This window comes from Lentzea kentuckyensis, from assembly GCF_002150765.1.
In the GTDB taxonomy this organism is placed as follows: domain Bacteria; phylum Actinomycetota; class Actinomycetes; order Mycobacteriales; family Pseudonocardiaceae; genus Lentzea; species Lentzea kentuckyensis.
Genome location: NZ_MUYM01000070.1, coordinates 78151 through 103273 on the forward strand (window position 1 = coordinate 78151; position 25123 = coordinate 103273).

The window sequence follows — 25123 nt, forward strand, 5'->3', positions numbered from 1 at the left end:
GGAGGCGGAACCGTGCACAAGCACTTCAACGGGTTGAAGACGGCCGTGCTGCTCGGCGGGATGAGCGCGCTGATCGTGCTGATCAGCAGCTTGTTCGGCCGGACCGCACTGCTCATCGGCCTGGTGTTGGCCTTGGGCGTGAACGCCTACGCGTACTTCAACTCCGACAAGCTCGCGCTGCGTGCGATGCGTGCCCAGCAGGTGTCGCAGGTGGAGCAACCTCTCCTGTACGCGATCGTGCGGGAGCTGTCGCAGAAGGCGCGCCAGCCCATGCCGAGGCTGTACCTCAGCCCGACCATCGCACCGAACGCGTTCGCGACGGGCCGCAACCCGCGCAACGCCGCCGTGTGCTGCACCACGGGCATCCTGGACCTGCTCGACGAACGCGAACTGCGCGCCGTGCTCGGCCACGAGCTCTCGCACGTCTACAACCGCGACATCCTGATCAGCTGCGTGGCCGGCGCGCTGGCCGGCGTGATCACGATGCTCGCGAACCTCGCCCTGCTCGCCGGCATCTTCGGCGGTGACGGGGACGACGACGGCCCCGGCCCGCTCGGCCTGTTGCTGATCGCACTGCTCGGTCCGATCGCGGCCACCGTGGTGCGCCTGGCCGTGAGCCGCTCACGCGAGTTTCAGGCCGACGAGTCCAGCGCCGAACTCACCGGCGACCCGCTGGCACTGGCGAGCGCGTTGCGCAAGATCGAGCTGGGGACGCGGGCGGCGCCGCTCGCACCGGAGCCGGAGGTGGTGTCGCAGAGCCACCTGATGATCGCGAACCCGTTCCGCTCGGGGGAGCAGTACGCGAAGTGGTTCTCGACCCATCCGCCGATCGCCGACCGCATCCGCCGGCTCGAAGAGATGGCCAGGCGTTAGCGCCCGACCTTCGCCACGGCCATGAGGTACTCGCCGTATCCGGACTTGCCGAGCTTCTCGCCGAGCGCGTAGCACTCCTCGGCGGAGATGAAGCCCATGCGCAGCGCGATCTCCTCAGGACACGCGATGCGCACGCCGGTCCGGTGCTCCAACACCTGCACGAATTGCCCGGCCTCGAGCAACGAGTCGTGCGTGCCGGTGTCGAGCCACGCGAACCCGCGGCTCAGGTCCACCAGCTGCGCCCGGCCCTCGCGCAGGTAGTGCAGGTTGACGTCGGTGATCTCCAGCTCGCCACGCGGCGACGGCTTGAGGTTCCGCGCGATGTCGACCACACCGTTGTCGTAGAAGTAGAGCCCGGTGATCGCCCGGTTCGACTTCGGCTTCGCCGGCTTCTCCTCGATGGACAGCAGCTTCCCGGTCGCGTCGACCTCACCCACGCCGTACCGCTCGGGGTCCTTCACCTGGTACCCGAACAGCACGCAACCGTCCAAAGTGGACACGTGGTGCGTCAGAGTCGTGGAGAAGCCCTGGCCGTAGAAGATGTTGTCGCCCAGCACCAGCGCCACGTCGTCGTCACCGACGAAGTCCGCACCGATGACGAACGCCTCCGCGAGCCCGTTCGGCATGGCCTGCTCCGCGTAGGAGAACGCCATGCCCCACTGCGACCCGTCGCCCAGCAGGCGGCGGAACAGCGGTAAGTCCGTCGGCGTGGAGATGATCAACACCTCGCGAATGCCGGCCAGCATGAGCACCGACAGCGGGTAGTAGATCATCGGCTTGTCGTACACCGGCAGCAGCTGCTTGGAGACGGCCTGTGTGATCGGGTGCAGGCGCGTCCCGCTGCCACCGGCGAGGACGATGCCCTTCACCGGTAGTTGGTGAACTGGAGGGCGATGCCGAAGTCAGAGCCCTTCAACAGGGCGATGACGTCCTGCAGGTGGTCCTTCTTCTTGCCGGACACCCGCAGCTGGTCGCCCTGGATCTGCGCCTGCACACCCTTGGGCGCCTCGTCACGAATCTTCTTGGCGATCTCCTTGGCCTTCTCGGACGTGATGCCCTGCACGAGATTTCCCGTGACCTTGAACACCTTTCCGGACACCGCGGGCTCGCCCACCTCGAACGCCTTCATCGAGATGTTGCGCTTGACCAGCTTCTCCTGGAAGACGTCGATCGCAGCCTTGCAGCGCTCCTCGGTCTCGGAGGTGAAGGTGATCGCCTCCTCGCCGGCCCAGGCCACGGTGGTGTTGGTCCCGCGGAAGTCGAAGCGCGTGCTCAGTTCCTTGGCCGCCTGGTTGAGCGCGTTGTCGACCTCCTGCCGGTCCACCTTGCTCACCACGTCGAACGACGGGTCCGCCACGACTTCACTCCTCAACGATCTCGGGGTCACAGCCAGCGTCGATGCTACTGGGGTACCCCGATTTGGGGCCTCCCGAAGGGGTTATGTATTGTTCCGCTTGCACCGTTACGGCGGTGTGGGGCGGGTTGCCCGAGCGGCCAATGGGAGCGGACTGTAAATCCGTCGCGAAAGCTACAGAGGTTCGAATCCTCTACCCGCCACAGCAGGACATAAGGCCCTGTGACCAGGTGACTGGTCACAGGGCCTTTGTAGTGTTCTCAGGTTGTGTGCGACTCGAACCAGGCCTGTATCGCGGTTCGTGCCGGGGGCGTGCCAAAGTTCGGTGGGCCTGGAGGCATGGACGAAGGGGACGCTGTGCGCACGCAGATGGCAACCGAGGCGGGAAGATCCACGGCGCCGAGCGAGGACCGGGCGTTGGTTGGCCCGAATCTGCTCGCCGTGCTCGACGGCGTCACGGCCAAGCCCGAGAACGGCTGCGAGCACAGCGTCGGCTGGTTTGCCGACCAGCTGGCCGCGGAGCTGCTGCGGTTCGCGCACCTCGGGCCGGCTCCGGCGCTGGCGGAGGCCATCGAGCAGGCTGCTGAGCTGCACTCCGGCACCTGCGACCTCGCCCACCCGGACAGCCCCAGTGCGGCGGTCGGGTTGGTGCAGATCAAGGACGACGTGCTGCGGTACCTGGTGTTGGGCGACGCCACGGTCGTGGTCGACACCAAGCGCGAGCTGCACGTCGTGAGCGACACGCGGACGAGCCGCACGGCCGGTGCGAACCCCGCGGACGTCGAGCACGCGCTCACGGGTGAGATTCCGTTGTCGGACGTGCGCCGCGTCGCGATCCTCTCCGACGGCGCCGCGCGGGCCGTCGACCTGTTCGGTCTCTTCGACTGGCCCAAGGCGCTCGAACTGATGGCGGCGAACGGGCCGGACGATCTGATCCGCAAAATGCGCGCGGTCGAGAAAGAAGACGTCAAGGCCGTCGAATGGCCGCGCAAGAAGGTTTCCGACGACGCGACCGTCGTTTATCTCGAACGGTGACGCTCGGCTCGCGGTCGACGGCGGCCTCGGCCAGGGGCTGACCGCGTAGGAAAAATCTTCGAACTACCTGTCACACATCCGTCGCCTGCCGGGTCGACCAAGCAGAAGACGAAGAGAGACAGGGAGAACGAAGATGAGGATCGCCAACCCGATCATGTCCGTGCCCGGCGCGATGAAGGCGCTGCTGGACCTGTCCGCGGCCGCCGGGAAGACGGGCCTGGACGCGGACTACGTCGAGTTGATCTGCCTGCGGGTCAGCATCATGAACGGCTGCGGCGCGTGCATCGACTACCACACCAAGTTGTTGCGCAAGGCGAACGTGGCGGACGAGAAGGTCTACGCGGTGGCCGGCTGGAGGGACGTCCCGTACTACACCGAGGCGGAGAAGGCCGGGTTCGCGCTCGCCGAGGAGGTCACGCGCGTGCACGTCAGCGACGCCGTGTGGGACGAGGCCGCGAGGCACTACACCGAGGAGCAGCTCGCGGGTCTCGTGATCGCCATCGGCGCGATCAACCTGTGGAACCGGATGAACGTGGCCACGCAGCAGAAGGTGGCCTGAGCAAGGCCTGCGACAAGGTTGAAGCCGGCGCGCAAGAGCTTCCTCTCTCTTGCGTGCCGGCCTCAGCGCGGAGCATACCCCATATCGAACAGATGTTCGATCATTGGGCGATCAACACGCCGGTCAACTGGCGGCGAGCGCTGCCCGGCCGTCGTCGGTCAGTTCCGCGCAGACGCGCAGACCGAAGCTTGTCGGCTGCGTGGGGCGCAGCAAGCCCGCGTGCACGAGGTCGTGCGTCGCCATCTGGTCGCAGCAAGGCAGTCCGTCGACGTACAGTTCGGGCTCCGTGCCGCCGGTGACCTCGGCACGTCCTGCGGCGACCGCCCGCAGCATCGCTCTCGCTCTTCCGCTGAGTTCCATTTCGACCCCCCAGGTGTGGTGTCCGAATCCGCTACCCCTTTGTCGAAATAGAGGCCGGATTCGTTCCACAAGTACGGGTTCGTTTGGCTTCTTCGCTTGTGTGAACGGGTAGATCATGTCCCACTAGGCCGTTCGGGTCACGAAGACACGCCGGAGGATGAGCGCAGAGCCGGGCGCCGAACCCACATCGTCCAGCGCGGCCGATAGCCGTGCGAATACCAGAACGGCGTCGAGCGCGGGTTCGGCAGGGCGTGGTGGAGCAGCGTCGATGCCACGCCGGCCCGGTCCAGCACGTCGTGCACGTGCGCCACGAGCGCGCTGCCCGCACCGCTGCCGCGGACGTCCGGACGCACGCCGAGATGGCCGAGGTAGGCGAACGGGCGCGCTTCCGCGTACCGCTCCATCCACCCCGCGTCCGTCGGCATGTCGACGTAAACCATGCCGACGGGCGTGTCGTCACGAACGGCGAGCCACATCGCCTCGTCGTCGCGATCGAGCACCTCGGTGAGCGCTGTGCGCAGGTGGCGTGCGCTGTTCGGGCGTTCGCTGACCATCCCGAACGCGGCGTCGTACCTGATGGTCTCCAAGTTCAACGCGATCGCGACGTCCAGATCGGCGTGCGTCGCGGGCCGGACGTGCACATCGGACGGCCGTTGCGGCGTCACGCGCTGGGCGAGGCGTTCGGCGATCACGACCAGCGGCGCGAAACCGTGCCGTATCAACGGAAGTGCGTCGCCGGTCTCGTGGCTCGGCAACGTCACGATCGCCGCGGTGTCCGGGTCGTCGAGGCCGGTGAGGCGGGTCTCCCACTCGTCGAGCAGCGCGGGCAGGTCCCAGCCGGATTGCCAACTGAGGCCGTGCGTGCGCAACGCTCCCCACGTGGGCATGAGGGAGTCCGGATCTGTCTCGCGGTAAGAGAAAATCTCGGTCACGCCACATCTGAACATGGCAGGGTCGGGCTGTGGAGATCCATGTCGTGGACGCGTTCACCGACAAGCCCTTCGCGGGCAACCCCGCCGCTGTCGTGCTCCTGACCGAACCGCGCGACGACACCTGGATGCAACAGGTCGCCGCCGAGATGAAGCACGCCGACACGGCCTTCGTCACCCCGGACAACCACCTGCGCTGGTTCACGCCGGAGGCCGAGGTCGACTTGTGCGGACACGCCACCCTCGCCACCGCTCATGTGCTAGGCGGCGAGCAGGAGTTCACCACGCGTAGTGGCGTGCTCACATGCGCAAATGACGATGGATGGGTCCGGATGGACTTCCCGGCCGACCCTCCAGAGTTGACTGACCCGCCAATCGGTCTAGCAGAGGCGCTGCCACATGCGACGATCAAGTCCGTCTCACGTGGGCGCTTCGACTACCTGATCGAGTTGGGAAGCGCGGCGGAAGTCCGTTCCTTGCGACCTGACGTCCAAGGACTGACACAGATCCCGTCACGCGGAGTAATCGTGACGGCGACTGGCGACGGTGAAGCAGACGTCGTGAGTCGCTGTTTTTATCCGGCTGTCGGCATCCCGGAGGACCCCGTCACCGGATCGGCCCACTGCACGCTGGCGTCCTATTGGGTGCCTCGGCTCCAGCGCGCTGACCTGCTGGCGGAGCAGGCGTCGCCGCGCGGCGGGTTCGTCAGGACCACCCTCGCCCAAGATCGCGTACTGCTCTCCGGGCAAGCCGTGACGGTGCTCCGGGGGCACCTGAGCGGGTAGCCACGTCTGGGTGAATCGAAGTCACACGGGGTGCTCGACCTGCCATTTCGTCCCCCGAGCGGGGTACATTGGTGCCCCTGGAGGGGTCCTGATCGCCAAGTGCGGGACCCCTCAGTCACGCCTAGAGGTTTCCCTCACCCCAGGCCGACGAGGAGGCTGGATGTCCGACCGAGCGTCGGCCCCCGTGTCGGACTCGGCCGCCTGGTCGGCCAAGTCGACCAACCGAGCGTTCAGCGCGTTCGCCGTCACCCTCCTGGTGGCCGGTGTCGTCTGCGCCGGCATGGTCGCGGCGTGGCTTCCGGAGAAGGAGACCACCTCCCTCTTCTGGATCGGCCCCCTTCTCGTCGTCGGCTTCCTGCTGGCGGAACAGCTCGCCATCAACGTCGACGTCCGCAGCGGCGTCGCGTGGACGATCTCCTTCACCGAGATCCCGCTGGTGCTGGGTCTTCTGGTGGCCCCGTTCGAGGTCGTGCTCGCCGCGCACGTGGTCGCGGGCGTGGGCACGTTGCTCGGCAGGCGGATCCTGGACCGCGCCGTCTACAACGCGGGCCTCATGTTCATGGAGATCTCCGTGGCGTTCGCGGCCGCGGAGGCCGTGAAGCGGATGATCGGCCCGGGCGGGCCGTTCTGGGCGGGCGCCTTCGTCGGCACGATCACCGTGCCGATGCTCGCGAGCGTGCTGGGCCTCTGCGCGTTGCGGCTCATGGGCAAGTCGATGCGCGTCGGCAACAGCCTTCGTCTCGTCCTGCAGACGCTCGTCGTGGCGCTGCTGAACACCTCGGCCGGCCTCGTCGGCTACCAGATCGTCTCCACCACCGAGTGGGGCGGCGTCCTGATCATCCTGGTGCTCGCGGGCATCGTGGCCACCTACCTCGCCTACTCGGGACTGCTGCGCGAACAGCGCGACCTCGAGGCGTTGAGCGAGGTCAGCCTCCGTGTCGCGAGGTCGGGACAGCACGGCACCGGACCGCGCCAGCCCGATGACGACCTCACCACGGGCGTGGAAGAGGACGAGTGGCAGCTCATCGCGGAACGCATCCGCGAGCAGCTCAACGCGAACAGGGTCGTGCTGCGCCTGCGCACCGACCCGCAGGAAGCCATGATCACCCTCGTCGCCGGCGAACCGCTGCCCGACGAGATGACCGCGACCGACCCGCGGGCCGTGCGCGAGGACCCGGTCCTGCAGCTGCCCGGCACGCACGTCCGCTACTACCGCGTGGCCGACGCGACCGAGGACGTCACGGAGGCCTTGCTGCGCCGTGATGCGCAAGAAGCGCTGGTCGTCCCGTTGCGCGGCGCGACCCAGCTGCTCGGCGCGGTCGAGGCGCACGACCGGCTCTCGCGCTGGCGTGGTTTCGGCAAGGCGGACATCCAGCTCCTGCGCACGCTGGCCTCACACCTCGCGACGGCCGTCGACAACCGGCGTCTGCTGGCCCGCCTGCGCCACGACGCCTACCACGACCCGCTGACCGGTCTGCTGAACCGCCCTGGCCTGCGCGAAGCGTGCGCCGAGCCGTTGCGCGACTCCCAGAAGGGAGTGGTGCTGCGAATCGACCTCGACATCTTGTCGACGGTTTCTGACGCGCTCGGCCAGGCCTGGGGAAACCGCATGGTCGTCGCGGCCGGACGCCGGCTGCGCGATGCCCTCGGAGCCGACGTGCCGCTGGCACGCCTGGAGGGTGGCGCGTTCGCCGCGTTCCTCGACGACTCGCGTGTCGGTGAGGCCCACACGATCGCCGAACGACTGCGCGCCGGGCTTTCCGTGCCCTATCCCGTTGATCGGCTCACGGTCGAGGCCTCCGCGGTCGTCGGATACGCGTCCAAAGCGGACTCCGAGACCGAGGACCCGGACCCGGACGCGTTGCTGCAGCGGGCGGACGTCGCCGTGCGCGCGACGTCGGAAGGCACGCCGGTGAAGGCCTACGCGCCTTCGATGGGGCACCTGTTCCTGCGCCGCTTCCAGCTCGTGACGCAGTTCCGCCAGGCCGTCGAGACCGGGCAGATCTCCGTGCACTACCAGCCGAAGGTGGCGCTGCCGTCCCGCCAGGTGGTGGGCGCGGAAGCGTTGGTGCGCTGGACACATCCGGAGTTCGGCCGCGTCGATCCGGACGAGTTCGTGCCGGCCGTCGAGGCCACCGGGCTGGTGGACGTGCTGACGGACTTCGTGATGGACCGGGCGTTGGAACGCGTGCGCCGCTGGCTCGACCGCGGGCTGCGGATGTCCATCGCGGTCAACCTGTCCGTGCGGACGCTGGGCGACGAGGACTTCCCGAATCGCGTGTCGGCCGCTCTTGAACGCCACGACGTGCCGTCCGGGCTGCTGACCTTCGAGCTCACCGAGTCGGGCGTCATGGCCGATCCCGAGCGCGCTCTGCCGGTGCTGCGGCGCCTGCACGCGATCGGTGTCGTGCTGGCGGTCGACGACTTCGGCACCGGCTACTCGTCGCTCGCGTACCTGCGGCAGCTGCCGGTCGACGAGGTGAAGATCGACAAGTCGTTCGTGCTCGGGATGGGCACGGATCTCGGCGACATGGCCGTGGTCCGGTCGATCGTGGAGCTCGGCCATTCGCTCGGTCTCGTGGTCGTCGCGGAGGGCGTCGAGGACGACGCCGCTCGCGATCAACTCGTGGGCATGGGCTGCGATGTCGCCCAGGGGTACCTGATCTCCAGGCCGCTGTCCGAGGACCGCTTCGAGGCGTGGCTGCGCGCCCGAACGGTGCAGGTCAGGGGTGCTCGCGATGAGACGGTGCTCACGCTGGTGCACTAATGGCACCCCCGGATTTCGTTCTTGGTTGAGGCGTGTTGTAGAGTTCTGCGTGTCAGCAGGAACGAAGAGCTGGCCCCTTTAGCTCAGTCGGCAGAGCGTCTCCATGGTAAGGAGAAGGTCTACGGTTCGATTCCGTAAAGGGGCTCTACAACTGGCCGCAGTGCTGAGCGCTGCGGCTTGAGTTGTGTAAAGCGGTGTAGCTCAGTTGGTAGAGCAAGCGGCTCATAATCGCTGTGTCGCCGGTTCAAGTCCGGCCACCGCTACTCAGCAAGATCCCCGCCGGGCGGTAAGCCCGCACCGGGTGCCTCACTCTGGGGCCGGGGCAAGTGCGCTCTCAGGAAGGCAAGGACCGTGGCTGCAACCGACGTACGCCCGAAGATCACCCTCGCGTGCGAGGAGTGCAAGCACCGGAACTACATCACCAGGAAGAACCGGCGCAACGACCCGGACCGCCTGGAGATCAAGAAGTTCTGCCCGAACTGCAAGACGCACCGCGCGCACAAGGAAACCCGCTGAGCGCGTAGCAGCTTCCGCACGAGGCCCGTCCCACACCTGGGGCGGGCCTCGTCGCATATAGGCTCTTCGGGTGCCTCTCGACCCCAGCTTCATCGGACGTAGTTATCCGCCGTCGCAGCCGTACGACGTGAGCCGCGAGAAGATCCGCGAGTTCGCCGACGCCATCGGTGCGACCAGCCCGGCCTACCGCGACGCCGAAGCCGCCAAGGCGTTGGGGCACAGGGACGTCATCGCGCCACCGACGTTCGCGATCGTGGTGTCGATGAAGACCAACGAGACGGTCATGTTCGACCCGGAGCTGAAGCTCGACTACAGCCGCGTCGTGCACGGCGACCAGAACTTCACCCACCACCGCCCCATCACCGCGGGCGACCAGCTCGTCAGCGTGGCGCACATCGACGCCATCACGGCCCGCATGGGCAACGACATGGTGACCGTGCGGACCGAGATCAGCACGGTCGACGGCGAGCTCGTCACCACCGCCAAGTCGATGCTCGTCGTGAGGGGAGAAGACGCGTGACCGTCGAAGTTGGTACCGAGCTGCCGGCGCTGTCCGTCCGCCTCACGCGTGACGACCTGGTGCGCTACGCGGGCGCCTCGCTGGACTTCAACCCCATCCACTGGAACGAGAAGACCGCGAAGGACGTCGGCCTGCCGGACGTCATCGCGCACGGCATGCTGACCATGGCCGTGGCCTCGCGGATCGTCGCGGAGTGGATCGGCGACCCCGGCGCGATCGTCGAGTACGGCTGCCGGTTCGGCCGGCCCGTCGTGGTGCCCAACGACGGCGAGGGCGCGCTGGTCGAGGTGACCGCGAAGGTCACCAAGGACTTCGAAGACGGAACTGTGAAGGTCAACATCAACGCGGCTTTTGCCGGCAAGTCGGTCCTGACCGGCGCTTTTGCGCGCGTACGTGTTTCTTGACACACGGGGTCGGGCTCAGTTGCCCGACCCTGATTCGTCTTCTCGGCTCGCGTGTGGGTAGGCTGTGCGACAGGCCGCTCGGCAAGTGCTTGAGCGGTCTGGTTGGAATGGACGGGACAGGCTCCCGTACACTTCCTGCTTGGCCAGGGGATCTCGCGTGGATCTCAAAGGGGTGTAGCTCAACTGGCAGAGCAGCGGTCTCCAAAACCGCAGGTTGCAGGTTCAAGTCCTGTCGCCCCTGCTGTCGAAGCGCGTCATGGGTGGAGTGGAGGCACGGCATGAGCGAGGGCCGCGAGCAGGACCAGCCGGAGGAGCGCGAAGGCGCTGTCCGGCCGTCCACTGCTGCGGCGCGACGTGAACGTCGTGCCTCCTCACGCCCGGCCGCCCGCAAGGACGGCAGCAGCGCTGAGTCGAAGAAGAGCGTCGTCAAGTCCGACGAGTCGGACGAGGACGCGAAGAAGGGTCGCCCGACCAAGACCCGTGAAGGACAGGAGAAGCGTCCCTCGCTGATCGGGCGGTTCTTCCGCTACATCCGCGAGGTCGTCGGCGAGCTCCGCAAGGTGATCTGGCCGACGCGCAAGCAGCTCGTCACGTACACCGGCGTCGTCCTGGTGTTCGTGGTGTTCATGGTTGCGCTGGTGTGGGCTCTCGACCTCGGCTTCGGCGCGGCTGTTTTCGAGTTGTTCGGCTGAGCCGGACAGCTGCCGCTGCAATCAGGAAGCGAGATCCACAGTGACCTCCGATAACGGCGTCGACGCCCAGGAGAAGACCGACCTCATCGACGACGAGGTGTCGGAAGACACCGCGACGGACGAGACGGTCGAGTCGGAGGCTGTGGACTCCGAAGAGGACGCCGTCGAGGCCGACGAGGACGTTGACGTTCTCGCCATCGACGAGACCCCGATCGACGAAGAGATCGCCGACCCCGCCGAAGAGCTGCGTCAGGCCCTGCGCCACGCGCCCGGCGACTGGTACGTCGTGCACTCGTACGCCGGTTACGAGAACAAGGTCAAGGCGAACCTCGAGACGCGTATCCACACGCTCGACATGGAGGACTACATCTTCCAGGTCGAGGTGCCGACCGAAGAGGTCACCGAGATCAAGAACGGCCAGCGCAAGCTGGTGCAGCGCAAGGTGCTGCCCGGCTACATCCTGGTCCGCATGGAGCTCACCGACGCGTCCTGGAGCGCCGTCCGCAACACGCCGGGCGTGACCGGGTTCGTCGGAGCCACCTCGAAGCCCTCGCCCCTCACGATCGACGAGGTGCTGAAGTTCCTGCTCCCCCAGGGCGAGCAGAAGCCGGCCGAGGGCAAGAAGGCCGCCTCCACCAGTGCGCCGAAGCCGACCATCGAGGTCGACTTCGAGGTCGGCGAGTCGGTCACCGTCATGGATGGCCCGTTCGCCACGCTGCCCGCAACGATCAGCGAGGTCAACGCGGACGGCCAGAAGCTGAAGGTCCTGGTGTCGATCTTCGGCCGGGAGACGCCGGTCGAGCTGTCGTTCAGCCAGGTCTCCAAGATCTGAGCGGTTCCCTCTCGCGAGGGGACCGATCGGCCACGCTGCGGCTGGCAGGGCCGCGCGCGGACACCGCAATAACAGGAAGTACGGACAATGCCACCCAAGAAGAAGAAGCTGTCAGCGATCATCAAGCTGCAGATCAAGGCTGGTGCCGCCAACCCGGCGCCGCCCGTCGGTCCCGCGCTTGGTCAGCACGGCGTCAACATCATGGAGTTCTGCAAGGCCTACAACGCCGCGACCGAGTCGCAGCGTGGTCAGGTCGTGCCGGTTGAGATCTCCGTGTACGAAGACCGCTCGTTCGACTTCAAGCTGAAGACCCCGCCGGCCGCGCGACTCATCCTCGCCGCCGCTGGTGTCGACAAGGGATCGGGCGAGCCGCACCGCGTCAAGGTCGCCAAGGTGACCATGGAGCAGGTGCGCAGCATCGCCCAGGTCAAGATGGTCGACCTGAACGCGAACGACATCGACCAGGCCGCGAAGATCATCGCAGGCACCGCCCGTTCCATGGGCATCACGGTCGAAGGCTGATCGCACCCTTTACTAGCAAGCGTGGGAGAGCCGAGCGCGGCTCATTCACCACGAACTGATCCACGGTAAGGACAGAAGTTATGAAGCGCAGCAAGGCCTACAAGGCCGCCGCCGAGCTGGTGGACCGGGAGCGGCTGTACTCGCCGCTGGAGGCCGCCAAGCTCGCCAAGGAAACGTCCAAGGTGAAGCTGGACGCCACCGTCGAGGTTGCAATCCGCCTCGGCGTCGACCCTCGCAAGGCCGACCAGATGGTCCGCGGCACCGTGAACCTGCCGCACGGTACGGGCAAGACCGCCCGCGTGATCGTCTTCGCAACCGGTGACAAGGCCGCTGAGGCCGAGGCCGCCGGTGCGGACGCCGTTGGCTCCGAGGACCTGATCGAGCGCATCCAGGGTGGCTGGCTCGACTTCGACGCCGCGATCGCGACCCCCGACCAGATGGCGAAGGTCGGCCGCATCGCCCGCATCCTGGGCCCGCGTGGCCTGATGCCGAACCCGAAGACCGGCACCGTGACCCCCGAGGTCTCGAAGGCCGTGAACGACATCAAGGGCGGAAAGATCAACTTCCGCGTTGACAAGCAGGCCAACCTGCACTTCGTCATCGGCAAGGTGTCGTTCGACTCGGAGAAGCTGGTCGAGAACTACGCGGCCGCTCTGGACGAGGTTCTTCGTGCGAAGCCGTCCGCCGCCAAGGGCCGGTACGTCAAGAAGGTCACCGTCTCCACGACGATGGGCCCTGGCATCCCGGTCGACCCGAACCGCACCCGCAACATGCTGGTGGACGAGGCCTGAGCCTCGCGGTTCTAGCTTTCTGAAAGGCCCCGGTGCTTCGGCACCGGGGCCTTTTGCTGCCGGTAGTCGCTCGGCGAAACGCCCACCTGCTTGAGGAAGTGGTGGCGGAGGTTGTTCGCCGTGCCGATGCCGCTCAACCCCGCGATCCTCTCCACCGGAAGGTTCGTGGTCTCCAGCAGGGCCTGTGCCCTGGCGATGCGTTCGCCGAGCAGCCACTGCAACGGCGTCGTACCGGTGGCGGCGTGGAGCCGGCGGTAGAACGTCCGCGGGCTCACGGCGGCGCGACGAGCCAGGTCGTCGATGGTGAGCGGCTCGTCGAGACGGGCACGAGCCCAGTCCAGGACCGGCTCCAGGCCCTCGTCGTCGCCGGCGGGGAGCGGGAGGTCGACGTACTGGCCGAGGTGGCCGGGGCGATGTCCCGGCACCACCATCCGGCGAGCGAGCTGGTTCGCGACGTGGGCGCCCAGGTCGCGGCGGACCAGGTGCAGGCAGATGTCGAGTCCGGCGGACATGCCGGCGCTGGTCAGCACGTCGCCCTCGTCGATGTACAGCTGGGAGTCGTCGACCTGGACCTTCGGGTAGCGCTCGGCGAGCAGGGCGGTGTGCATCCAGTGCGCGGTGGCCCTTCGTCCGTCGAGCAGACCGGCTTCGGCCAGCGCGTACGCCCCCACGCACGCCGACACGATCCGCGCGCCGTTGTCGTGAGCCTTGCGCAGCGCCGAGACCAGCTCGGGCGGGACAGGTGCGTTCTCCTCGATGACCTCGTCCGGCACCCACGACACCATGACGGTGTCCGCGTTCACGATGTCATCGAGTCCGCGAGTGCTGCGCAGGGAGAATCCCGGATCGGTGCCGCGCGTGCGGGTCTCGGTGCCGCACAACCACAACTCGTACCAGGGGTCGGCGAGGTCGGGTTGCGGCGTGCCGAAGATGGCTGCGGGGATGCCCAGCTCGTAGAGGTCCAGGACACCGAAGTCGCTGGGAACGATCAGGGCGACGGATCCAGCGCTCATGGGATCCAGCCTATGGCAGGAATTTGGTGACAGGGGTCATTCCGGTCACTGGTTGAGTTGATCAACCGCGGCGAAGCTGGACGCATGACACCTGAAGCGATCACCGTGCTGGGCCTCGGCAACCTCGGACGCGCGCTGGCCGAGACGTTCGTGCGAGCAGGCCACCCCACCACGGTCTGGAACCGTTCTGCCGCAAAGGCCGCGGGGCTTGTGGCGACCGTCGCGACCACGGCGGCCGAGGCCGTCGCGGCGAGTGAGCTCGTCGTGGTCGCCGTGCTCGACCACCAAGCGGCACAACAGGTTCTGCGCGGTGTGGACGTGCGCGGCCGGGCCTTGGTGAACCTCACCTCCGGCACTCCCGCCGAGGCCCGCGAGCTCGCACGCTGGGCGGCGGCCGCCGGAGCCGAGTATCTGCACGGCGCGGTGTACGCGGTGCCCCAGACGATCGGCACGGCCGAGTCCTCCATCAACTACAGCGGCTCCTCGGCCGTGGTCGAACGCTGGCAGAACCAGTTGGCATTACTGGGAAAGGTCGTTTTCGTCGGTGCGGACGCCGGCCGAGCCTCGGCGCTCGACGTGGCGATCCTCTCCGGGATGTACGGCCTGATCGGCGGCTTCCTGCACGCGGCCGCGCTGGCGCGAGCCGATGGCATCAAGGCCACCGAGCTGACGCCGATGCTGTTGTCCTGGCTGACGGACATGCACCCGGCGCTGGTCACGTTCGCCGAGGAGATCGACGGCGGGAACTACGACAACGCGGAGTCGAGCCTCGCCATGAACCAGTCGGGACTGGCCACGCTCATCCGGGCGAGCGAGGCACAGGGTGTTCCCTTCGCGGCGCTCGGCTCGCTCAAGGCGCTGGTGGACCGGCAGGTCGACGAAGGGCACGGTGCGCTGAGCCTCGCCCGTGCGGTCGAGTCCTTTGTGTCACAAGGGTTTGCGCGCGGCTAGCAGGAACATCAGTGGTGCGGCCAGGAAGTCGCCGGTCCGCAGTTCCGTCAGCCATCGTTCACCGTCCGCGCGCTCGATCGCGCCGGCTCGGATCGCCCGTTCGGTGTTGCGGGTGAAGGCGAAGATCTTGTCCGCCTGGGCGAAGTCGTGGAACACCTGCGACGCGGTGCGGACTTCGTCGATTTCGAAGCCGGCCACCCGCGCCAGCCGCGCGAGCTGACGGCCGACGGTGGCGTTGCGGACCATCGTCGAACAGGTGAAACGGTTGAACGCGCGGTTCATCTCCAGGTCGCCGTCGACCACCAGCGAATCCCAGTCGGGTTCGCCGATCCGCAGCAGACCGCCGGGCTTCAGCACCCGGAGGAGTTCGGCGAGGACGGCGGCGGGATCTGCCACGTGCTGCAGCGCGCGGTCCATCCTCGCGCGGTCGAAGGTGGCCTCCTCGAACGGCAGCGCGTGGCCGTCACCGAGGCGGATCTCGACGTGCGGCTGGTCGTGGAACCGGGTGTTCGCGGCCTCGACCATCTTCGGGTCGATGTCGACGCCGACGACCCGGCCGGACGTCCCGACCTCGTCGGCCATCGCCGTGAGATCCGCGCCGGGGCCGCAACCCAGATCGAGGACCTTCAGGCCGGGTTCGAGCTGGAGCAGGTCGAGCAGCTGCCGTTTGTAGTCGACGGCGACGGCGGCGACGTTGTCCATGTACGCGGCCTTGTCGGGGCTCGGCACCCCCAGTGCATCTGCCATGCACCCCAATCAACCACAGGTGCTGGGGGACCAGTCGGTGATGACCCAGCCGTTCTTGACCTTTTCCACGACGAACGTGCCCAGGCGCGGGCCGCCCTCCACGGTCAGCGAGCAGGAGTCGATGGTGACCTTGTCGCTGGTCGGCGTCTTGAGCATCTCCGGCGGGAACATGACCTGCTGGTACTTGTCGACGCTGGTCACCTTGGTCTTGAGGTCCTTGACCGCGGCAGCGCAATCGCTTGCGCCGTAGGCGTTCGCGAACTTCTGGCGCGTGTCGTCGCGGAGGAACAGGGTGCAGGCGCGGGTGGTGTCGGCGAACGAGACGTGCTTGTAGAACATGCCCACGGTGCCCTGCAGGCCGGCCGGGGCGGCGAGGCCCTGCGCCGGACCGGTGACGCCGCCGCTGTCCTGCGCGATGTCGCCGGGGTCGTCCACGCCGAAGAAGTGGTTGTAGGCCCAGATCACGGAGCCGACGACCAGGACGAAGAACAGCGCGCGCCAGAAGATCCGGCTGCCCAGGACGACGAGCCACCAGCGGTTGCCCTGCTGCCTGGGCGGCTGGGGTGCCTGGCCCGTCGCTTCCTGGTAGCGCTGGTACTCCTGGAAGCGCTGGAACTCCTGGAACTGCCTGAGCTGCTCCGGGTCCATCTGCGGGGCCGGAGGCTGCGGCTGGCGGGGCGCGAGGTCCTTGCCGGGCTCGTCTGTCACAGGTCACATCATGCCGATTTGGTCCGGCAGTACACAGTCGAGTACTGTTTTCAACGGTTCTACCGAAGACCGCTGGTTTTCTCCGCGAGGAGAACGAAGGCCCCGTTGCAACACGGGCGGCCCGCGCAGGGAGGACGAGGCTAGCTCTTGCAACGCCCCGTGCTGCTTGTGCGCGTGGGCGTTTTTGTTGTTTCGGAGCCTTCTCGGCTGGCGGTCTAACCCAGCCCAGAGAGGAGGCGATCATGGCGAAGCCCACGAAGGTTACGGCGGTCGCTGAGCTTGCGGATCAGTTCCGCACCAGCTCGGCAGCGGTTGTCACTGAGTACCGTGGCCTCTCCATGGCGCAGCTCACCACGCTGCGTCGCGCTCTCGGCGCGGGCACCAAGTACACCGTCGCGAAGAACACGCTGGTCAAGCTGGCCGCTGCGGACGCCGGCGTCGAGGGCCTCGAGGCTCTCCTGTCCGGTCCGACCGCCATCGCGTTTGTCGAGGGCGAGCCCGTCGACGCCGCCAAGGCGATCCGTGACTTCGCGAAGGACAACAAGGCCCTGGTCATCAAGGGCGGCTACATGGATGGCCGTCCGCTCTCGGTCGACGAGGTCACCGCTATCGCGGACCTCGAAAGCCGTGAGGTGCTGCTCGCGAAGCTCGCGGGCGCGATGAAGGGCAACCTGGCCAAGGCCGCGGGTCTGTTCAACGCCCCGGCTTCCCAGGTCGCTCGCCTGGCTGCTGCCCTGCAGGAGAAGAAGGCTGCCGCGGCTCCCGCCGCCGAGGCCGACGCTCCCGCCGAAAGCTGATCACCCGAAGACACACCCGACGCTTTCGCGCGGGACATAGAAAGGAACGCCGATCATGGCGAAGCTCAGCACCGACGAGCTGCTCGACGCTTTCAAGGAGATGACCCTCCTGGAGCTGTCCGAGTTCGTGAAGCAGTTCGAGGAGACCTTCGAGGTCACCGCCGCCGCGCCCGTCGCCGTTGCCGCTGTTGCGGGCCCCGGTGCCGCCGCTGAGGCTCCCGAGGAGAAGGACGAGTTCACCGTCGTCCTCGAGGGCGCTGGCGACAAGAAGATCCAGGTCATCAAGGTCGTCCGCGAGGTCGTCTCGGGCCTGGGCCTGAAGGAGGCCAAGGAGCTGGTCGAGTCCGCTCCGAAGCCGCTCCTCGAGAACGTGGCGAAGGACGTCGCCGACGCCGCCAAGGAGAAGCTCGAGGCTGCCGGCGCCAAGATCACCCTCAAGTGATCTGGGCCCCTTCGGGGGTCTGCGCTTTGCCTCGCAGTGCCTGAAACGGGCGTGCACCTTTCAACGGGGGTGCACGCCCGTTTTTGCGTACCCGCCCGACGTGTGGCACACATCACCCAAACGTGTTTGCGAGCGGTACGCGGGGACCCCGCGTACCGCATGTGGGTACGCAGGGTCCCCGCGTGCCGTCTGAAACGCACGGAAGTGGGTGTTTTGTGCTTTACGAACCGGCGGCGTTATCGGAACGCAACCGCCGTTAGGCCAACTGGTGAGTAACCTGCCGCGAACGAACTCGTTGCCCAGGTGTGACGCCGATCGCCACGGCGTCGTCGGGCGTGTGCGGAGGTGCGGATGGGCGTCGAGGTGGTCGTCGAAGGTCTGACCAAGTCCTTCGGCAAGCAGACCATCTGGCAGGACGTGACGCTCACGTTGCCGCCTGGTGAGGTCAGCGTGATGCTCGGGCCTTCCGGTACCGGCAAGAGCGTGTTCCTGAAGTCGTTGGTGGGGCTGCTCAAGCCGGAAAAAGGCAAGATCATCATTAATGGCACTGATTTGGTGAAGTGCTCCGAGCACCGGTTGTACGAGATCCGGAAGATGTTCGGGGTGCTGTTCCAGGACGGTGCGTTGTTCGGGTCGATGAACCTGTACGACAACATCGCCTTCCCGTTGCGGGAGCACACTCGCAAGACCGAGGCCGAGGTCAGGCGCATCGTCCTCGAGAAGATGGAGATGGTCGGTCTCGTCGGCGCGGAGAAGAAGCTCCCCGGTGAGATCTCCGGTGGTATGCGCAAGCGGGCTGGGCTTGCTCGGGCGCTGGTGCTGGACCCCGAGATCATTTTGTGCGACGAGCCGGACTCCGGGCTCGACCCGGTGCGCACGGCGTATCTGAGCCAGTTGTTGATCGACTTGAACGCGCAGATCGACGCGACGATTCTCATTGTCACGCACAACATCAACATTGCCCGGACCGTGCCGGACAACCTCGGGATGTTGTTCCGGCGCGAGCTGATCATGTTCGGGCCGCGTGAGGTGTTGTTGACCAGTGACGAGCCCGTTGTCGAGCAGTTTTTGAACGGGCGTCGGCTTGGGCCCATCGGCATGTCCGAGGAGAAGGACACGGCGACGATGGCGGCCGAGCAGGCGCACGCTGATGCCGGGCATTCGGACGGGTCGCCTGAGGGTGATGTGCGGGGGATCGTGCCGCAGTTGGAGCCGACGCCCGGGTTGCCGTTCCGCGATGCGGTGCGGCGGCGGAAGGACCGGGTCATGTCGATCATTCACCAGCTGCCGCACGAGGCGCAGCAGGGGATCATCGCCAGCCTCACGCCTGAGGAGCAGGCTCGGTATCGGGTGCATGCTGCCGCGCCTACGCCCAGCCCGTGGCCTCGGCAGGGTGGTGTGCTGTGACCACGCAGACGACGTTCCCCGGCGCTGGTGCGCTGCGGGAGACCGGGAAGTTGTGCCAGCTCGGTATCGACGTTGTGCGGACCTCGTTCCGGCGGCCGTTCCAGCTGCGCGAGTTCATTCAGCAGAGCTGGTTCATCGTCAGCGTGACGGTGTTGCCGACGGCGCTGGTCTCCATCCCGTTCGGCGCGGTCATCGCGTTGCAGCTGGGGAGTCTCACCCGGCAGATCGGTGCGCAGTCGTTCACCGGTGCGGCCAGCGTGCTCGCGATCATCCAGCAGGCCAGTCCGATCGTGACGGCGCTGCTGATCGCGGGTGCGGGCGGTAGCGCGATCTGTGCGGACATCGGTTCTCGCAAGATCCGCGAAGAGATCGACGCCATGGAAGTGCTCGGCGTCAGTCCGATCCATCGCCTGGTCGTGCCCCGCGTGCTCGCCACGATGCTGGTGTCCGTGCTGCTCAACGGCATGGTGAGCGTTGTCGGTGTGCTCGGCGGGTACTTCTTCAACGTGATCATGCAGGACGGCACGCCCGGTGCTTACCTGGCCAGCTTCAGCGCGTTGGCTCAGCTGCCGGACCTGTGGATCAGCGAGCTCAAGGCGCTGATCTTCGGGTTCATCGCGGGCATCGTCGCCGCCTACCGGGGGCTCAACCCGGCCGGTGGGCCGAAGGGCGTGGGTGACGCGGTGAACCAGGCCGTGGTCATCACGTTCCTGCTGCTGTTCTTCGTCAACTTCGTCCTCACCACGATCTACCTGCAGGTCGTGCCCGCGAAGGGGAGCTGATGGCGAACAAGGCCCTGTCCACTCTGGACGGATTCGGCGACCAGTTGGCGTTCTACATCAAGGCGCTGGCCTGGACGCCTCGTGCGCTCAAGCGGTACTCGAAGGAGACGATGCGGCTGCTGGCCGAGGTCAGCTTCGGTTCCGGCGCGCTCGCGGTCATCGGCGGCACGATCGGTGTGATGGTCGGGCTCAGTGTTTTCACGGGCACGGTCGTCGGTCTGCAGGGCTTCACCGCCCTCAACCAGATCGGCACAAGTGCGTTCGCCGGCTTCGTGTCCGCCTACTTCAACACCCGCGAGATCGCGCCGTTGGTCGCCGGTCTCGCACTGAGTGCGACGGTCGGGTCCGGCTTCACGGCACAGCTCGGCGCCATGCGGATCTCCGAGGAGATCGACGCGCTGGAGGTCATGGGCATTCCCAGCCTGCCGTTCCTGGTCACCACGCGGATCATCGCGGGCTTCGTCGCGATCATCCCGCTGTACGTGATCGGTCTGCTGACGAGCTATCTGGCCGCCAGAACGATCACGGTCGAGTTCTACGGGCAGTCGGCGGGCACATATGACCACTACTTCAACCTGTTCCTACCTCCGATCGACGTGCTCTGGTCGTTCGGCAAGGTGCTGGTCTTCGCGGTCGTGATCATCATGACCCACTGCTACTACGGCTACCGCGCGAGCGGCGGCCCCGCGGGTGTCGGTGTGGCGGTCGGACGCGCGGTGCGGACCGCGATCGTCACGACGGCGCTGCTCGACTTCTTCCTGAGCCTCGCGATCTGGGGAGCGACGACGACGGTGAGGATCGCGGGATGAAGAAACGCGTGCTGGGCATCGCCTTTCTTCTCGCGATCGCCATGTTCCTGTCGCTCACGGTGGCGTTGTACAAGGACGCCTTCGGCGAGTACGTGAAGGTCACGCTCAAGACCGACCACATCGGCAACCAGCTGCAGACGGCCAGCGACGTCAAGGTCCGCGGCCTGATCGTCGGCTCGGTGAAGGCCGTGCGCACCAGCGGGGACGGCGCCGAGCTGGAGCTCGCGCTGCTGCCGGACAAGGTCGAGCAGATCCCCGGCAACGTCAGCGCGCGCCTGCTGCCCAAGACGTTGTTCGGTGAGCGGTACGTGAACCTCGTGCTGCCGCAGCAGAAGAGCGGCGCGATCAAGGCCGGTGCCGTCATCGAGCAGGACCGGACCAGCAGCGCGATCGAGCTGGAACGCGTGCTCGACAACCTGATGCCGGTGCTGCAGGCGATCCAGCCGGAGAAGCTCGCCACCACGCTCACCGCGTTGTCGCAGGCGCTCGACGGCCGCGGCAAGCCGCTCGGCGAAACCCTGGTGTCGCTGGACAAGTACCTCGGCGAGCTCAACCCGCAGCTGCCGGCGCTGAAGGACGACATCTCCAAGCTTGCGGACGTCTCGAACGTCTACGCGGACGCCGCGCCGGACCTGTTGCAGGCCCTCAACGACATGACCACGACGACCAAGACCGTCGTCGAGCAGCGCGACAACCTCCTCGCGCTGTACGGGTCGCTGACCACGACCTCGCAGGACGTCACCAGCTTCGTCACGGTCAACAAGAACAACATCATCGGGCTCGCCGACACCAGCCGCCCGACGCTGGACCTGCTGGCCAAGTACGCCCCCGAGTACCCCTGCCTGCTCAAGGGACTCGCGGAGTTCGAACCGATCATCAGCAAGGCGTTCGGCGAGGGCACGAACGAGCCCGGCCTGCACATCACGCTGGAGATCACGCAGAACCGCGGCAAGTACAAGCCGAACCTCGACGAGCCCGAGTACAAGGACAAGCGCGGGCCCCGCTGCTACGACATCGTGCCGCGGCCGAACCCGTTCCCGCAGTACCCGCCGGAGGGTCCGGTGCAGGACGGTTCCAGTTCGCCGCCGCCCGCCCGCGTCGCCAACGACGGGACCCTGCCGCCCGCCAACGCCGGCAACACCTCGACGTCGTCGGCGCAGGACAACGTGCTCAGGCTCGCCAACTCGCCGGAGGAGGCCAGGTTGATCGCGGCGCTGTTCGGCCCGCGCATCGGCGTGGATCCGCAGGACATGCCCGGCTGGTCGAGCCTGCTGCTCGGACCGCTCGTGCGGGGGACGGAGGTGACGGTCAAGTGAAAGGCGTGCTCGCCCCGCTGCTCAAGCTGATCGCCTTCGCGGTGGTCACGATCCTCGCCACCTCGCTGCTCGCGGTCACCATCGCCAACGTGAACCTGGCCAGCGCCACCGAGTACAAGGCGCGGTTCACCGACGTCACCGCGCTGAACGAGGGCGACGACATTCGCATCGCCGGCGTCCGCGTCGGGCAGGTGGACGGCATCAAGGTCGTCGACCGCAAGACCGCCGAGGTCGAGTTCTCGATCGACGGTGACCGCAAGCTGCCGGAGGCCGTCACCGCGACGATCAAGTACCGCAACCTGGTGGGACAGCGGTACATCGCGCTGGAAGCCGGCACGGGTGACACCAAGGCGGTGCTGCCCGAGGGCGGCACCATCCCGTTGGAGCGCACCAAGGCCGCGCTCGACCTCACCGTCCTGTTCAACGGCTTCAAGCCGCTCTTCCAGGCGCTGTCGCCGGAGGACGTCAACAAGCTGTCGTTCGAGATCATCCAGGTGCTGCAGGGAGAAGGCAGCACGATCGACAGCCTGCTGCAGCACACGGCTTCGCTGACCAGCACGCTGGCGAGCAAGGACAAGGTGATCGGCGAGGTCGTCGACAACCTCAACACCGCGCTGGACACCGTGAACTCGCGCGACGAGGACTTCAACAACCTCGTGATCACGTTGCAGTCGCTGGTCTCCGGGCTCGCGCAGGACCGCCAGCCGATCGGTGACGCGATCACCGCGCTCGGCGACCTGACGCAGGCCACGTCCGGGCTGCTGGAGCAGGGCCGCGAGCCGTTGAAGAACGACATCGCGCAGCTCGGTCTCGTGTCGAAGAACCTGGCGGACAACGAGGTGCTCGTCGACCGCATGCTGCAGCGCCTGCCGAACAAGCTGGAGACGATCACGCGGACCGCGACCTACGGCTCGTGGTTCAACTTCTACCTGTGCGAGGCCAGCGGTCAGATCGCCGTGCCGCCGGTCATCTCCAACCCGATTCCGATCACGGCGTTGCCGGTGACACAGCAGAGGTGCCGCCGATGAAGACGAGCAACCCGATCAGGACCGGCGCGATCAGCCTGACACTGATCGCCCTGCTGTTGCTGGCCGCGTTCTACTCCGACGACCTGCCGATCGTCGGTGGCGGTACGAGCTATGCCGCGGACTTCAGCGAGGCCGCGGGGCTGGTGCCGGGCAACGAGGTCCGCGTCGCCGGCGTGAAGGTCGGCAAGGTCACCAAGGTCAAGCTCAACGGCGACCGGGTGCGGGTGACGTTCAAGGTCAAGGACGCCTGGGTGGGCGACCGGACGACCGCGATGATCCGCATCAAGACGTTGCTGGGCCAGAAGTTCCTGGCGCTCGACCCGCAGGGCAGCGCGCCGCTGTCGCCCGGTGACCCGATCCCGAAGGAACGCACGCTCGCGCCGTACGACGTGAACGAGGCGTTCAACGGGCTCGCGACGACCGTCGGCCAGATCGACACCAAGCAGCTCGCGGACAGCTTCACGGTCCTGTCGGACACCTTCAAGAACTCGCCGGAGCACGTGCGGGGCGCGCTGGACGGCCTGTCCGCGCTGTCCAAGACGATCTCCTCGCGCGACGAGCAGCTGGCCAAGCTCCTGGACAACACCAGGACGCTGTCCAAGACGCTGGCCGACCGCAACGCGGAGTTCGAGAAGCTGCTCTCGGACGGCAACCTGCTGCTCGGCGAGCTGCGCAAGCGCCGCGAGTCGATCAGCGCGTTGCTGACCGGGACCCGTGATCTCGCCAGGGAGCTGAGCGGTCTGGTGCAGGACAACCAGAACCAGCTCAAGCCCGCGCTGGAACAGCTCGGCAGGGTCACCACGATCCTGCAGCGCAACCAGGACAACCTCGACCGCAGCCTCGCGCTGATGGCCCCGTTCTACCGGGTGTTCGCGAACACCCTGGGCAACGGCCGTTGGTTCGACACCTACATCTGCGGTCTGCTGCCGCCCTCGGTGAACCTCGGCGTCGTCGGGTTCAACGAGGAAGGCTGCCTGCCTCCGGGGGTGCAGCGATGACCTCAGCTGTTCAGAGCAAGACCGGCCGTTTCATCGCGATCGCGTGTGTGCTGGCGCTGGTCCTGACCGCCGCGTTGTGGTGGGTCTTCGGCACCATGAACGGACGCAAGGTCACCGCGCACTTCGCCGCGGCCGTCGGTGTCTACCCCGGCGGTGACGTGCGGGTGCTGGGCGTGAAGGTCGGCACCATCGACGAGGTCACGCCAGAGGGCAAGACCGTCAAGGTCGTCTTCACCGTCGACCGCGATGTGCGGGTGCCCGAGAACGCGCAGGCCGTCGTGGTCGCGCCGAGCGTGGTCAGCGACCGGTACGTGCAGCTCGCACCCGCCTACACCGGTGGGCCGACGCTGGGCGACGACGCCGTGATCCCGCGCGAGCGCACGGCAACGCCCGTTGAACTGGACGACCTGTATTCGTCACTGGACAAGCTCACGACCGCGTTGGGTCCCAACGGTGCGAACGCCGACGGAGCCCTGGCGGATCTGCTGAACGCGGCCGCGAAGAACCTCGAAGGCAACGGCCAGGCGCTCAACGACACGTTGAAGAACCTCGGCCAGGCCACCCGCACGTTGTCCGGGTCCAAAGAGGACCTGTTCGCCACTGTCGACAACCTGCAGAAGTTCACCGCGATGCTGGCGGCGAACGACAGCCAGGTGCGCGACTTCAACAAGCAGCTCGCGGACGTGTCGAAGATGCTCGCCGACGAACGCGGCGACCTCGGTGCCGCGCTGTCGGAACTGGCGACCGCGCTGGGACAGGTGCAGGGCTTCATCAAGGACAACCGCGAGGTGCTCAAGTCCAATGTGGACAAACTCGCCTCGATCACGCAGGTGCTGGTGAACCAGCGGGCCGCGCTGGCGGAGACGCTCGACGTCGCACCGCTGGCGCTGGGCAACCTGCAGAACTCCTACAACGCGGCGTCCGGCACGCTCGACACCCGCGCGAACATCAACGAGCTGAACCAGCCGCCGATCGTGCTGATCTGCAAGCTGATCCAGCAGGCGACGCCGAACAACGTGCCGCCGGTGCTCACGCAGACCTGCAAGTCGCTGGAACCGATCCTGACCGGGGCGATTCCGCTGAAGTCGCCCGCCGAGGTGCTCGGTGACCTGAACGCGGGCAAGCTGCCGCTGCCCCTGCCGCTCGCGGGGGTGCCCCAGTGAAGACAGGCGCAGTGAAGAAGCTT

The 25123-nt window shown here is 66.9% G+C and carries 29 protein-coding genes and 4 tRNA genes; 26 read left to right on the forward strand and 7 right to left on the reverse strand.

Translation table 11 applies throughout. From position 1 onward, the window contains the following. Positions 1–12 precede the first annotated feature (12 nt). Complete coding sequence (gene htpX, locus B0F77_RS30305) at positions 13–873, forward strand: zinc metalloprotease HtpX (protein WP_086666413.1); 861 nt, start codon at positions 13–15, stop codon at positions 871–873. Here the strand turns inward: htpX and rfbA are convergent. Beyond that, positions 870–1742: a glucose-1-phosphate thymidylyltransferase RfbA gene (gene rfbA, locus B0F77_RS30310; protein ID WP_086666414.1), complete on the reverse strand. Its 873-nt coding sequence runs from the start codon at positions 1740–1742 to the stop codon at positions 870–872. The genes htpX and rfbA overlap by 4 nt on opposite strands. Further along, the gene (locus tag B0F77_RS30315) at positions 1739–2230 is read right to left on the reverse strand and encodes a YajQ family cyclic di-GMP-binding protein (protein ID WP_086666415.1); all 492 of its coding nucleotides are present in this window, start codon (positions 2228–2230) and stop codon (positions 1739–1741) included. Before B0F77_RS30315 ends, rfbA begins: the two co-directional genes overlap by 4 nt. Before the next feature lie 119 nt (positions 2231–2349). Between B0F77_RS30315 and B0F77_RS30320 the strand changes: the two genes are divergently transcribed. The 3 genes from B0F77_RS30320 to B0F77_RS30330 all read left to right on the forward strand — a co-directional run bounded on the left by B0F77_RS30320 (position 2350) and on the right by B0F77_RS30330 (position 3821). Further along, positions 2350–2430 (forward strand) — tRNA-Tyr (locus tag B0F77_RS30320). A 136-nt stretch (positions 2431–2566) separates the two neighbouring features. Further along, positions 2567–3262: a protein phosphatase 2C domain-containing protein gene (locus B0F77_RS30325; protein WP_086666416.1), complete on the forward strand. Its 696-nt coding sequence runs from the start codon at positions 2567–2569 to the stop codon at positions 3260–3262. 133 nt (positions 3263–3395) lie between these two features. Continuing rightward, positions 3396–3821, forward strand: a complete 426-nt coding sequence (locus tag B0F77_RS30330) for a carboxymuconolactone decarboxylase family protein (RefSeq protein WP_086666417.1) — start codon at positions 3396–3398, stop codon at positions 3819–3821. Between the two features lie 123 nt (positions 3822–3944). On the opposite strand, the gene B0F77_RS30335 is transcribed toward B0F77_RS30330, so the two are convergent. Both B0F77_RS30335 and B0F77_RS30340 read right to left on the reverse strand, forming a co-directional pair. Next, positions 3945–4154 carry a hypothetical protein gene (locus tag B0F77_RS30335; protein ID WP_245848832.1) on the reverse strand — a complete coding sequence of 70 codons (210 nt, stop codon included), beginning with the start codon at positions 4152–4154 and terminating at the stop codon, positions 3945–3947. Between the two features lie 164 nt (positions 4155–4318). After that, positions 4319–5068 (reverse strand): GNAT family N-acetyltransferase, encoded by a 750-nt coding sequence (locus B0F77_RS30340; protein ID WP_158102859.1) that lies wholly within the window; start codon positions 5066–5068, stop codon positions 4319–4321. 74 nt (positions 5069–5142) lie between these two features. On the opposite strand from B0F77_RS30340, the gene B0F77_RS30345 reads away from it, so the two are divergent. The 12 genes from B0F77_RS30345 (at position 5143) to rplA (ending at position 12939) form a co-directional block, all read left to right on the forward strand. After that, positions 5143–5895 carry a PhzF family phenazine biosynthesis protein gene (locus B0F77_RS30345; RefSeq protein WP_086666420.1) on the forward strand — a complete coding sequence of 251 codons (753 nt, stop codon included), beginning with the start codon at positions 5143–5145 and terminating at the stop codon, positions 5893–5895. 160 nt (positions 5896–6055) lie between these two features. Continuing rightward, a complete protein-coding gene (locus B0F77_RS30350) occupies positions 6056–8662 on the forward strand; it encodes a putative bifunctional diguanylate cyclase/phosphodiesterase (protein ID WP_086666421.1) in 2607 nt (868 codons plus the stop codon). A gap of 72 nt (positions 8663–8734) precedes the next feature. Further along, positions 8735–8807, forward strand: a tRNA-Thr gene (locus B0F77_RS30355). 45 nt (positions 8808–8852) lie between these two features. Further along, a tRNA-Met gene (locus B0F77_RS30360) sits at positions 8853–8925 on the forward strand. 88 nt (positions 8926–9013) lie between these two features. Further along, positions 9014–9178 (forward strand): 50S ribosomal protein L33, encoded by a 165-nt coding sequence (gene rpmG / locus B0F77_RS30365; protein ID WP_015105301.1) that lies wholly within the window; start codon positions 9014–9016, stop codon positions 9176–9178. A 70-nt stretch (positions 9179–9248) separates the two neighbouring features. After that, entirely contained in the window at positions 9249–9698 is a 450-nt protein-coding gene (locus B0F77_RS30370) for a MaoC family dehydratase N-terminal domain-containing protein (protein ID WP_086666422.1), read from the forward strand. Further along, complete coding sequence (locus B0F77_RS30375; protein WP_086666423.1) at positions 9695–10102, forward strand: MaoC/PaaZ C-terminal domain-containing protein; 408 nt, start codon at positions 9695–9697, stop codon at positions 10100–10102. Before B0F77_RS30370 ends, B0F77_RS30375 begins: the two co-directional genes overlap by 4 nt. A gap of 168 nt (positions 10103–10270) precedes the next feature. Further along, positions 10271–10343: transfer RNA gene (locus B0F77_RS30380), tRNA-Trp, on the forward strand. Between the two features lie 37 nt (positions 10344–10380). Continuing rightward, complete coding sequence (gene secE, locus B0F77_RS30385; protein WP_086666424.1) at positions 10381–10794, forward strand: preprotein translocase subunit SecE; 414 nt, start codon at positions 10381–10383, stop codon at positions 10792–10794. Between the two features lie 40 nt (positions 10795–10834). Next, positions 10835–11626, forward strand: coding sequence for a transcription termination/antitermination protein NusG (gene nusG / locus B0F77_RS30390; RefSeq protein ID WP_086666425.1), 792 nt, complete (start codon positions 10835–10837; stop codon positions 11624–11626). An 87-nt stretch (positions 11627–11713) separates the two neighbouring features. After that, positions 11714–12148, forward strand: a complete 435-nt coding sequence (gene rplK / locus B0F77_RS30395; RefSeq protein WP_030478269.1) for a 50S ribosomal protein L11 — start codon at positions 11714–11716, stop codon at positions 12146–12148. Positions 12149–12228: 80 nt separating this feature from the next. Further along, a complete protein-coding gene (gene rplA / locus B0F77_RS30400; RefSeq protein WP_086666426.1) occupies positions 12229–12939 on the forward strand; it encodes a 50S ribosomal protein L1 in 711 nt (236 codons plus the stop codon). Between the two features lie 11 nt (positions 12940–12950). Here the strand turns inward: rplA and B0F77_RS30405 are convergent, their stop codons facing one another. Further along, entirely contained in the window at positions 12951–13952 is a 1002-nt protein-coding gene (locus tag B0F77_RS30405) for a GlxA family transcriptional regulator (protein WP_086666427.1), read from the reverse strand. A gap of 84 nt (positions 13953–14036) precedes the next feature. On the opposite strand from B0F77_RS30405, the gene B0F77_RS30410 reads away from it, so the two are divergent. Continuing rightward, positions 14037–14903 carry an NAD(P)-dependent oxidoreductase gene (locus tag B0F77_RS30410; protein ID WP_086666428.1) on the forward strand — a complete coding sequence of 289 codons (867 nt, stop codon included), beginning with the start codon at positions 14037–14039 and terminating at the stop codon, positions 14901–14903. Here B0F77_RS30410 and B0F77_RS30415 read toward each other — a convergent pair. Together B0F77_RS30415 and B0F77_RS30420 are read right to left on the reverse strand one after the other, a co-directional pair. Then, positions 14880–15650 (reverse strand): methyltransferase domain-containing protein, encoded by a 771-nt coding sequence (locus B0F77_RS30415; protein WP_086666429.1) that lies wholly within the window; start codon positions 15648–15650, stop codon positions 14880–14882. The genes B0F77_RS30410 and B0F77_RS30415 overlap by 24 nt on opposite strands. A gap of 9 nt (positions 15651–15659) precedes the next feature. After that, complete coding sequence (locus tag B0F77_RS30420) at positions 15660–16358, reverse strand: hypothetical protein (protein ID WP_086666430.1); 699 nt, start codon at positions 16356–16358, stop codon at positions 15660–15662. 242 nt (positions 16359–16600) lie between these two features. Between B0F77_RS30420 and rplJ the strand changes: the two genes are divergently transcribed. From rplJ to B0F77_RS30465, 9 genes are all read left to right on the forward strand, one after another. After that, complete coding sequence (rplJ, locus tag B0F77_RS30425) at positions 16601–17155, forward strand: 50S ribosomal protein L10 (RefSeq protein WP_086666431.1); 555 nt, start codon at positions 16601–16603, stop codon at positions 17153–17155. Between the two features lie 55 nt (positions 17156–17210). Then, positions 17211–17597, forward strand: a complete 387-nt coding sequence (gene rplL / locus B0F77_RS30430; protein ID WP_086666432.1) for a 50S ribosomal protein L7/L12 — start codon at positions 17211–17213, stop codon at positions 17595–17597. A gap of 351 nt (positions 17598–17948) precedes the next feature. Then, the gene (locus B0F77_RS30435) at positions 17949–19004 is read left to right on the forward strand and encodes an ABC transporter ATP-binding protein (protein WP_086666433.1); all 1056 of its coding nucleotides are present in this window, start codon (positions 17949–17951) and stop codon (positions 19002–19004) included. Beyond that, a complete protein-coding gene (locus B0F77_RS30440; RefSeq protein ID WP_086666434.1) occupies positions 19001–19786 on the forward strand; it encodes an MlaE family ABC transporter permease in 786 nt (261 codons plus the stop codon). Before B0F77_RS30435 ends, B0F77_RS30440 begins: the two co-directional genes overlap by 4 nt. Continuing rightward, positions 19786–20595, forward strand: coding sequence for an MlaE family ABC transporter permease (locus B0F77_RS30445; RefSeq protein WP_086666435.1), 810 nt, complete (start codon positions 19786–19788; stop codon positions 20593–20595). Before B0F77_RS30440 ends, B0F77_RS30445 begins: the two co-directional genes overlap by 1 nt. Continuing rightward, the gene (locus B0F77_RS30450) at positions 20592–21911 is read left to right on the forward strand and encodes an MCE family protein (RefSeq protein ID WP_086666436.1); all 1320 of its coding nucleotides are present in this window, start codon (positions 20592–20594) and stop codon (positions 21909–21911) included. The genes B0F77_RS30445 and B0F77_RS30450 overlap by 4 nt, the downstream gene beginning before the upstream one ends. After that, positions 21908–22939 carry an MCE family protein gene (locus B0F77_RS30455; RefSeq protein WP_086666437.1) on the forward strand — a complete coding sequence of 344 codons (1032 nt, stop codon included), beginning with the start codon at positions 21908–21910 and terminating at the stop codon, positions 22937–22939. Before B0F77_RS30450 ends, B0F77_RS30455 begins: the two co-directional genes overlap by 4 nt. Then, positions 22936–23937, forward strand: a complete 1002-nt coding sequence (locus tag B0F77_RS30460) for an MCE family protein (RefSeq protein ID WP_086666457.1) — start codon at positions 22936–22938, stop codon at positions 23935–23937. The genes B0F77_RS30455 and B0F77_RS30460 overlap by 4 nt, the downstream gene beginning before the upstream one ends. Then, positions 23934–25100 carry an MCE family protein gene (locus B0F77_RS30465; RefSeq protein WP_086666438.1) on the forward strand — a complete coding sequence of 389 codons (1167 nt, stop codon included), beginning with the start codon at positions 23934–23936 and terminating at the stop codon, positions 25098–25100. Before B0F77_RS30460 ends, B0F77_RS30465 begins: the two co-directional genes overlap by 4 nt. The last annotated feature ends 23 nt before the right edge of the window (positions 25101–25123 follow it).

Coding starts and splice junctions, on each gene's coding strand:
- B0F77_RS30465 (WP_086666438.1), top strand. CDS start 23,934: ATGACCTCAGCTGTTCAGAGCAAGACCGGCCGTTTCATCGCGATCGCG.
- rplK (WP_030478269.1), top strand. CDS start 11,714: ATGCCACCCAAGAAGAAGAAGCTGTCAGCGATCATCAAGCTGCAGATC.
- B0F77_RS30435 (WP_086666433.1), top strand. CDS start 17,949: ATGGGCGTCGAGGTGGTCGTCGAAGGTCTGACCAAGTCCTTCGGCAAG.
- B0F77_RS30415 (WP_086666429.1), bottom strand. CDS start 15,650: ATGGCAGATGCACTGGGGGTGCCGAGCCCCGACAAGGCCGCGTACATG.
- B0F77_RS30350 (WP_086666421.1), top strand. CDS start 6,056: ATGTCCGACCGAGCGTCGGCCCCCGTGTCGGACTCGGCCGCCTGGTCG.
- B0F77_RS30445 (WP_086666435.1), top strand. CDS start 19,786: ATGGCGAACAAGGCCCTGTCCACTCTGGACGGATTCGGCGACCAGTTG.
- B0F77_RS30340 (WP_158102859.1), bottom strand. CDS start 5,068: ATGCCCACGTGGGGAGCGTTGCGCACGCACGGCCTCAGTTGGCAATCC.
- rplJ (WP_086666431.1), top strand. CDS start 16,601: ATGGCGAAGCCCACGAAGGTTACGGCGGTCGCTGAGCTTGCGGATCAG.
- B0F77_RS30405 (WP_086666427.1), bottom strand. CDS start 13,952: ATGAGCGCTGGATCCGTCGCCCTGATCGTTCCCAGCGACTTCGGTGTC.
- B0F77_RS30450 (WP_086666436.1), top strand. CDS start 20,592: ATGAAGAAACGCGTGCTGGGCATCGCCTTTCTTCTCGCGATCGCCATG.
- secE (WP_086666424.1), top strand. CDS start 10,381: ATGAGCGAGGGCCGCGAGCAGGACCAGCCGGAGGAGCGCGAAGGCGCT.
- B0F77_RS30410 (WP_086666428.1), top strand. CDS start 14,037: ATGACACCTGAAGCGATCACCGTGCTGGGCCTCGGCAACCTCGGACGC.
- B0F77_RS30325 (WP_086666416.1), top strand. CDS start 2,567: ATGGACGAAGGGGACGCTGTGCGCACGCAGATGGCAACCGAGGCGGGA.
- B0F77_RS30335 (WP_245848832.1), bottom strand. CDS start 4,154: ATGCTGCGGGCGGTCGCCGCAGGACGTGCCGAGGTCACCGGCGGCACG.
- rplL (WP_086666432.1), top strand. CDS start 17,211: ATGGCGAAGCTCAGCACCGACGAGCTGCTCGACGCTTTCAAGGAGATG.
- rplA (WP_086666426.1), top strand. CDS start 12,229: ATGAAGCGCAGCAAGGCCTACAAGGCCGCCGCCGAGCTGGTGGACCGG.
- B0F77_RS30460 (WP_086666457.1), top strand. CDS start 22,936: ATGAAGACGAGCAACCCGATCAGGACCGGCGCGATCAGCCTGACACTG.
- B0F77_RS30330 (WP_086666417.1), top strand. CDS start 3,396: ATGAGGATCGCCAACCCGATCATGTCCGTGCCCGGCGCGATGAAGGCG.